Source organism: Fibrobacter sp. UWCM (assembly GCF_900129735.1).
In the GTDB taxonomy this organism is placed as follows: domain Bacteria; phylum Fibrobacterota; class Fibrobacteria; order Fibrobacterales; family Fibrobacteraceae; genus Fibrobacter.
In genome coordinates, this window is sequence record NZ_FQWR01000045.1 from 1 (window position 1) to 7,912 (window position 7,912).

General features: G+C 37.9%; 6 protein-coding genes and 1 pseudogene. All 7 read right to left on the reverse strand.

Going from position 1 to position 7,912, the window contains the following annotated elements; all coding sequences use genetic code 11:
• Nucleotides 1-671 (reverse strand): annotated as a pseudogene (locus tag BUB22_RS15640) (ATP-grasp domain-containing protein); the annotation flags it as partial.
• A gap of 278 nt (nucleotides 672-949) precedes the next feature.
• Nucleotides 950-2,392: a hypothetical protein gene (locus BUB22_RS15645; RefSeq protein WP_073116588.1), complete on the reverse strand. Its 1,443-nt coding sequence runs from the start codon at nucleotides 2,390-2,392 to the stop codon at nucleotides 950-952.
• On the reverse strand, nucleotides 2,389-3,387 hold the full coding sequence (locus BUB22_RS15650; protein ID WP_073116590.1) for a hypothetical protein: 999 nt from the start codon (nucleotides 3,385-3,387) through the stop codon (nucleotides 2,389-2,391). The genes BUB22_RS15645 and BUB22_RS15650 overlap by 4 nt, the downstream gene beginning before the upstream one ends.
• Nucleotides 3,388-3,419: 32 nt before the next feature.
• Nucleotides 3,420-4,301, reverse strand: coding sequence for a DNA-methyltransferase (locus tag BUB22_RS15655; protein ID WP_073116592.1), 882 nt, complete (start codon nucleotides 4,299-4,301; stop codon nucleotides 3,420-3,422).
• Nucleotides 4,302-4,309: 8 nt separating this feature from the next.
• Nucleotides 4,310-5,647, reverse strand: a complete 1,338-nt coding sequence (locus tag BUB22_RS15660; protein ID WP_073116594.1) for a hypothetical protein — start codon at nucleotides 5,645-5,647, stop codon at nucleotides 4,310-4,312.
• A 5-nt stretch (nucleotides 5,648-5,652) separates the two neighbouring features.
• A complete protein-coding gene (locus tag BUB22_RS15665; RefSeq protein WP_073116596.1) occupies nucleotides 5,653-6,516 on the reverse strand; it encodes a type II restriction endonuclease in 864 nt (287 codons plus the stop codon).
• 8 nt (nucleotides 6,517-6,524) lie between these two features.
• On the reverse strand, nucleotides 6,525-7,418 hold the full coding sequence (locus tag BUB22_RS15670) for a DNA adenine methylase (RefSeq protein ID WP_073116597.1): 894 nt from the start codon (nucleotides 7,416-7,418) through the stop codon (nucleotides 6,525-6,527).
• Nucleotides 7,419-7,912: the final 494 nt, after the last annotated feature.

The following is a 7,912-nucleotide window of genomic DNA, read 5'->3' on the forward strand; positions in this document are numbered from 1 at the left end:
GAGACCAGCGGCACCGTGCGGCTTGCGCGCGGGTTCGCTTCGAGCACGAACACCTTGCCGTCTTCGATAGCGTACTGCATGTTCATGAGGCCGCAAACGTGGAGGGCTTCGGCAATCTTGCGGGTGTAATCCTTGATGGTCGCGAGGTTTTCCTTGGTGATGGTCACCGGCGGGATGATGCAGGCAGAGTCACCGGAGTGGACACCGGCAAGTTCCACGTGTTCCATCACGGACGGGATGTAAACGTGTTCGCCGTCAGAGAGGGCGTCGGCTTCGCATTCCAAAGCGTTGTGGAGGAAGCGGTCGATGAGGAGCGGGCGATCCGGGGTCACGCCCACGGCCTTGGCCACGTATTCGCGGAGCATGTTCTCGTCGTAGATGACTTCCATGCCGCGGCCGCCAAGCACGAAGCTCGGGCGGATCATCACCGGGTAGCCACCGATCTGCTTGACGCAAGCGAGGGCTTCGTCGATGTTCGTGGCCATGCCGCTTTCCGGCATCGGGATATCCAGCTTGTCCATCATCTTGCGGAACAGGTCGCGGTCTTCGGCGATATCGATGGAGTCGATGCTGGTGCCGAGAATCTTGACGCCTTCGTCGCTCAAAGCGCGGGCGATGTTCAGCGGGGTCTGGCCACCGAACTGAACGATCACGCCAGCCGGCTTTTGACGCCTTTGGCGTCCGCCGCTACGCCTCGGTCATAAAAATATGCAAGCATATTTTTGCGACACTCGGCTTGCAGGCTTTTCCTTGTGGTAAATCTGGAGAACACACCGACTCTTTTGGGCGTTCCCGCACATACATGTGCGGTCGGGCTATATTTTATGGGTTGCGTGGTTCACTCCGTTCCCGCCCAACCTCATAAAACGATGCCTTGCTCCCGAAAACATCAGGACGAAACCGCCCGCAAGTCTTCGCCCCAAGGGGTCACTATCCCTAACGCAAAGAATTATTCAATAAGCCTATTCTTTATTTCAATAACATTAGCGTTGTCAAAACCACTATAGTTATAAATAGACGCGACAATTATTTGATGATCTGAAAAATCTCGTTTCAAAACATTTATCATCAATTGAATATTGTCTCTATCGACTTCTTTTCCACTTGGAGAATCCAACATTATCGGCAATTTTATATTTAGGTATTTTTTCACCGCAGCGATATAAGCCAATTTAAAAGCAAAAACTGTTTTATGTAACACAGCTCCAGAAAGTTCTTTTAAATTCGAAGTGAATATATAAGAACTTGAAATTTTTTTATCGCCACCCAAATTTAATTCCATTGCATATTTTATCATTTCCGCAGAAATTTCAAGCGGGACACTATTGCTATTTTTCGTTCTTTCAGAAATTGACTTTCTAACATCTGTCAATTCTTTATGAAGTTGATCTATTTTATTTTTTATAACAACTGGGTTCAGAGGCAATTTTGAAATTCTATTATCAAATTCCCTTAATATGCTAGTGTCATCAAAAAATGTATTTTCTTCTTTTCCAAACTTCTGTTTCCTATATTCCTCTAATTCTTTTGATATTTTTTTAAATTCGGTTGAAATAATCTTTCTTTTGGCAACAAGATAATCTACGGAATCATTTAAGCCAATAATTTTGTCCTCCGTTACCTCTATTTCTTCTTCGCCCACTAAAACTCTTAGCCTAATATTTGAAATAAACTTCTTAAATCTTTTATTTTCACCTAAAACCTTATCAACTTGTTGGAGTTCTCTCTTTTTTTGTTCTAATTGAGAGACAAGAATATTAAGAGAACTATCAACAGAATCATCATAGTTGTCAGGTACTATTTTACCACTATCTTTTTGTATTTTCTCTTTATAATCAGCGACATTATACATCTGCCTATATTTACTTAATTGACCTGAAAGAATTTTAGCTTTACTAAGCAATGATGAACAATCAACGCCCGATATTCCGCGAATAAAACTTTCTATATTGAATCTGATATTTCCAACAACCACGCCACGATTCAGTAAGGTCCAACCTTTTTCTTGGTCAACATAAAATGTTCCCAATAAGTTTTCAAGAACTTCAGCATTTTGAATTCCAAATATAATTTTGTGAAGTTCTGTCTGCTGTTCCGGCAAAACAAAAGTTATCTCTTCATTTGGTTTTACAATTTGAATTGATTGTTGAGAATGTCTTGACAGAGTTATTTCTTCTCCATCATCTTTCCTGATAGTCAACAAAGATTCATTTTTCGAAAAATTTATTCCCTTAGTATTCGGAATATTATATCCCAATGCAAACAACAACCATCTCATCAAGGTTGTTTTACCTTTAGTATTTTTTTGACTGTATATTAAATTTTCTTGTGCAGAAAAATCAATTGTCCGAGAAAAAAGGCCTTCTTGTAAGGCTAGTTTTAGAAAAATCATAAATTCGCCCCCTTTTTTATACGGTCAACATCATATCGATTAACAACAATCAAATACAAAATGATTTTCGTTAGAATATTATTTTCTTCATTGTCTTCAAGGTTTAAAACGCGGAGATATTGTGCACAATAGTTATTGGCAAAATCTCTACACACCGTGGTTTCATGATTATTTCTTTTAAAATCTATAAAATCAGATAAAACTTTTGTTGTGAACTCATACCTTTCACAAGAATAATCAATTAAATCTTTATATTTGCGAATCACATCATTTACCTGACCGTCATCTAGTTCAAACACTTCTACAATTTTACTTATTGATTTTTGAACATCCGTAGCCAAAACTATTAAAGGCCATACTATGGCTTTTTTCGACAAAACTATAGAAGAATCCTTTTTACTTCCATTGCCAAAAATACTGTCAAACCATATGTTTAAAAGTTCTTTTCCTCGACCATCTAAAATCGGGTTTACAAATTCATTTACCTTTTGATAAACAACTTTGTATCTTTCATTGTCATCATCGGTTTCAAAAGGTAAAACTTGTATAAGAAAATCATCTTTATTGAGAGGATTTGTTATTTTGGAAAGATAATCATCGATTATTTTCTTTGCAGAATCCGGCAAGGAAGAGTACGAACGATGAGCTTCGCCATAAAACACGCTTCTAGAATCCTCATCATTTAAAGGATTCGGAGAATTTGTTATCAAAATGAGTTTTTCAACATTCCCCTTATGAGCACCTTCTGACAACGATTCCAATGCTTTTTTCAAATTTTTCCGAACATTCGTAAAATCAGAGCTACTCTTTTCTACAGCTTTTGCTTGAGCCAAAATACTTTTGCCATTTGACAAAAAGATTTCTATATCCTCCAGGTCGCTCTCCAATCGCAATGAATCCATCTCTTTCATATTTTCGAGCATTAAAACAATAGCTGCATTGACCTGGAAATCAAAGCCAAATAACACGGAATTTGCACGACGATTCTCACCCATTACGTTTTTTCTCCCAAAAAGTGTCTTAAAAACTATAAAGGCAAGTCTATCCCATAATATGGGACATCTTCATGTAGCTCTAAAATCGTTTGCATCTGACTATCCGTTGTTTTGCACACGCGTTCACGATAGTCCATTCGAACTGCAATATTATCTATTTCTTGGCGGCGTTTTTTTGAAATTTTAAGAAATTCCAGCTCTTGATCTATTCCGAGATAGCGGCGATTTAACAAATTTGCAGCAATTCCTGTTGTAGAGCTTCCACAAAAAGGATCAAGAATCCACGCATTTTCTTTTGTTGAAGCCTGTATGATACGGGCTAAAAGAGGAAGTGGTTTTTGTGTAGGATGTTTGCCACAAGTTTTTTCCCAGCGACCAATAGCAGGCATCTGCCATACATCTCGCATTTGAGTGCCGCCATTAATTTGTTTCATCAATTCATAATTGTAATAATGGGGAACTTTTTTATTCTTGCGAGCCCACAGAATAAATTCTGTAGAATGTGTGAAAAATTTGCAACTTAAATTTGGTGGCGGATTTGTTTTCGCCCAAGTGATACAATTGAGAATTCTGAAATTCAATTCATTCAGCATCTGGGCAACAGAAAAGATATTGTGATAAGTGCCAGAAATCCAAATAGTTCCATTCTCTTTGAGCCTTTCTCGACATACAGAGAGCCACTTACGATTAAAATCGTTATCTTTTTCAAAACCCTGCGATTTGTCCCAATCTCCTTTATTCACGCTAACTTGTTTACCGCTTTGAACAGAAATACCTCCATTTGAAAGAAAATAGGGCGGATCCGCAAAAATCATATCAAATTGGAAATCAAGTTGACTAAGCACATCAACACAATTGCCTTGAACAAGAGAAAAATCTAATTTTTTAGAACGATACCACGCTTTTAAAGCCATTTTTTCCTCTATGCCATGAGGCCTCCACCGCCACACCCCTTATTGGAGTATGCAGTAGTCCAACCAGTCTGTCCCAAAATACTAATTGATTTTGGTGGTTGAAGATTTCTTGCATTATTTGAATCACAAACATTTTTAAACGGGCATTCTTCCATTTTCTCATTTTGAGGAAGCTTTAATACATACTTACTTTGTAAAATTGCAATAGCCCCATCGGGATCGCAACAAGGCATGACCTTTTTGATACAGGTCGCCGTAAAACCCTTTCTTCCCTCTTTATGACATATACGGCATGTTGAAATCCTTGCAGAATGCCATTTGAAAGAGTGATCATAAGTATCACACTTATACACCGCAAGACTTTCTTTGCAAAACTGTTTTCCTATTACTTCATAAACAAAATAATCCATCAAACACGGACTTTGAACACACTCAGTTGGAAACTTTTCATTCCATATTTCCCAAACTCGTCTCCACGCTTTTGCATTCATCTCATCCATATAACCATATTGGTAACAAAATATATCTAGAAAACTTGATACAAGTGGTATAGACGTCTTTAACACACCTGTTTTTAAAGCGACTTTAATTGTATTTACATCACTAGCAACATCTATTTTTTCGAAACCAACAACATTTGTCCAAATATTCAAGACAACCATATCTCGAACAAACATATCTGCTTTTTTATTTCCATAGCCAGAACTAACACAATTTATCAACGCATTTCGCAAATCATAAACATTATTGTTAAAGCACGATATCAATTCATATGGCGACACATTTCTTGCTTTTACAAATTCCGCTATTTTTAAGGCATAAGTTTCACGTTTGTCATTCTGAGACAAATCAGACAGTCCCAAGTCATTTATAAATCCCGCAGGATCCCTTATAATTTTATCTTCATCAAAAATTGTATCATCATCTCTAAAAATCTCAGCCAGTTCCGAAAAAGCTCTCGACCCACGAAAATCCTGATTTGCAGTAAAAAGTCGAACTCGACAAACATCTTCAGGGCGCAATCCACAAGTATCCCAAACCTGCGAAAAAGCATGCCCATTTGTTTTTTGAAATACCAAATGCAATGCGTCTGCTACCTTTTCACAATTTGAGTCATCAATGCGAACATTCAAAATTTCTTTATAATGACGCTCCCAATATTTATGAAAGTCAGAAATATAGTCATAGGCCGCATCTAGCACATTAGTTGTTCCAATATCAGGATATCGTGCATAAAGAAATTCATTTAATGATTGCACTATTTTACGAGCTTTTTCTATGGAGAGTTCTGTAGAATTCCCCATAATCCCTTTCAACTCATTGCAAAATGTAGAAAGTTCATCCATAATAACTACCTAAAAATTTCCTTCATTATCCCTGCTTCCATATCCTGGATACAATAAATATGTTCCAGAACATCAAAAGTCTCTTCAAGGTTGTTTTTTGCAGACGCCCAACCGAAGCCATCTGTAAACCACACGAATTCAAAATTAGGAATCGTTTTTGCTTCATTTGCAATAGTTTTGTAGCTTCGTGCCGTTTCATTTAGTTTTGAACCGCCACTACCATAAAAATTCGTCTCAATGGCATAGATCTTCTTCTCCGTTTTAACAACATAATCAAAACGTTTTTCCATTTTACCTTGATTAGAAATAGCAGAAAGATCAATATTCCACTTTTTTGCAATATCCGAAATATACATCTCTTTGAAATAGTTTTTCTCCTTTACGAAGCCTGCTTTTCGGATGTATAATTCAACCAAATCCTCCATCAAATGACCGCCACGATTTTTCCGCCCATTTGAATCTAGTCCAGTTTCTACACCCGTCACATAATCAACTAGATTGCTTATTAGATGATTCTGCATAAGGTCAAACAAACCTGACTTATCCATAAACCTTGAATAAATGGAAATATCGTGCATCAGCCCATCAAAAACATATACAAACATTCCATTCTCATCGCTTATTGATATTTGAGTACTTCTAACAGCCAACAGAACAGGAATACACTTTACAACATTCGGATACTTCGCAAGAATTGATTCAAACTCTTGCTTAATATTCTTAGAACCTATCAATGAGTTTAATATGTTCAGCTCAATTTTTATAGCATCAACATTGCTAAATATTTTAGGGAAATCAGCATAATAAGAGAATGTCGCTATGCTGGGTCTAAAGGTTCTGAACCAATCAATAAAATTTCTTTTAGCCATAGATTATCCTAAAAAGTTGATGCGACATTACTTATCAAAAGTTCATTTATTGCTCCACGCTTTTTCGCATTAGAGTTAATCATTCTTGAGGCAGAAACTCGTCTGATTGAAAATTTCTTATACAATTTATCGAAGAAGTTATCGTCCGCACAAACATTTTTAGGGTCTGAATTGCTTGTAACAACAATAGCCTTTCTATCTGATATATCTTCAATAAATTTAGCTAATTCAACTTGTTCCTTATCCCCAAAGCCATTTTCGTTATATGAAGTGAAAGCGGCGGTTTCGGTAAGCGGGCGATAAGGAGGATCTATATAGACAAATGTTTTAGAATCAATAAAATCTTTACATTGAACATAATTTCCAACAGACATTTTCACATTCTGTAACAACTGCGAGCAAGATTTCAAATTTTCCACATCACAAAGAAGAGGCTTTTTCGCATTGTTAAACGGAACATTAAACAGGCCCTTCGAGTTTACACGAAAAAGACCATTAAAGCAAGTCTTGTTCAAGAAAATGAAAAGAACTGCTTTTTCAAGATTTTCTTTTTCATTGCCATTCACTTTTAACGAATTGAAACGTTCTCTTTTTTCAAGAAAAAGATTTTTATTTTCTTCAAGAGATGAATTCCAATACCTTTCTTGCAGGTCAGCGAGAACATCTATCAAATCGCCACAATTCGTTTTTATCTGACGGTAAGTGTTTATAAGTTCACCATTGATATCGTTGATGAGAATCTCTTTCGGACTCAAACGAGAAAGGACATCAAAAAGGACTGCTCCACCACCTACAAATGGTTCGCAATACTTTTCAATTTGAGCAGGATAAAACCTGCGAATTTCGTCCAAGAGTTGCGTTTTGCCGCCAACCCACTTGATGAATGGTTTTGCAGTAATCATAATCTAAAAATACATAAATAAAATGGCACAAAATGACAAAAATGAAAAACGTGAAAAAAATATGCCTTAGGTCGGGTTGGCGGGATAAGCCCGGGCGTTGCGGGTGCGGCGTCTGAGCACCCGCAGTAGGGGTAGCGGAAGACCCGACTTGGGTGGGGCATATGGGAAACGCCCACTCTTTTGAGTGGGCGTGATTATAAGGGCGGGTCGGGGCTGGAGCGAGGGGAAGGCTTTCCCCTCTCCCCTAATCCTTAGATTTCCTCAATGCTCGCGTGATATTGACGCCTACGGCGTCCGCGGCTTCGGCTCAGCCATGCCAGAGTGCTAGCACTCTGTCGCGGCATTCGCCTTGCACGCTATTCCTGCAGGCACTTCAGTTAAATTTCTTCAATACTGGAAACCCGTTGGCGGAATTAATTTAAGTTGATAAATATGAGTAAAAAGTTGCACATATCGCTGATTTTTAGTAACTTAGTGGTGTTCAAAACATTAAG

Bases quoted from the DNA above. Each gene is read 5' to 3' on its own strand.
- BUB22_RS15645 (WP_073116588.1), bottom strand. From the start codon at position 2,392: ATGATTTTTCTAAAACTAGCCTTACAAGAAGGCCTTTTTTCTCGGACA.
- BUB22_RS15650 (WP_073116590.1), bottom strand. From the start codon at position 3,387: ATGGGTGAGAATCGTCGTGCAAATTCCGTGTTATTTGGCTTTGATTTC.
- BUB22_RS15655 (WP_073116592.1), bottom strand. From the start codon at position 4,301: ATGGCTTTAAAAGCGTGGTATCGTTCTAAAAAATTAGATTTTTCTCTT.
- BUB22_RS15660 (WP_073116594.1), bottom strand. From the start codon at position 5,647: ATGGATGAACTTTCTACATTTTGCAATGAGTTGAAAGGGATTATGGGG.
- BUB22_RS15665 (WP_073116596.1), bottom strand. From the start codon at position 6,516: ATGGCTAAAAGAAATTTTATTGATTGGTTCAGAACCTTTAGACCCAGC.
- BUB22_RS15670 (WP_073116597.1), bottom strand. From the start codon at position 7,418: ATGATTACTGCAAAACCATTCATCAAGTGGGTTGGCGGCAAAACGCAA.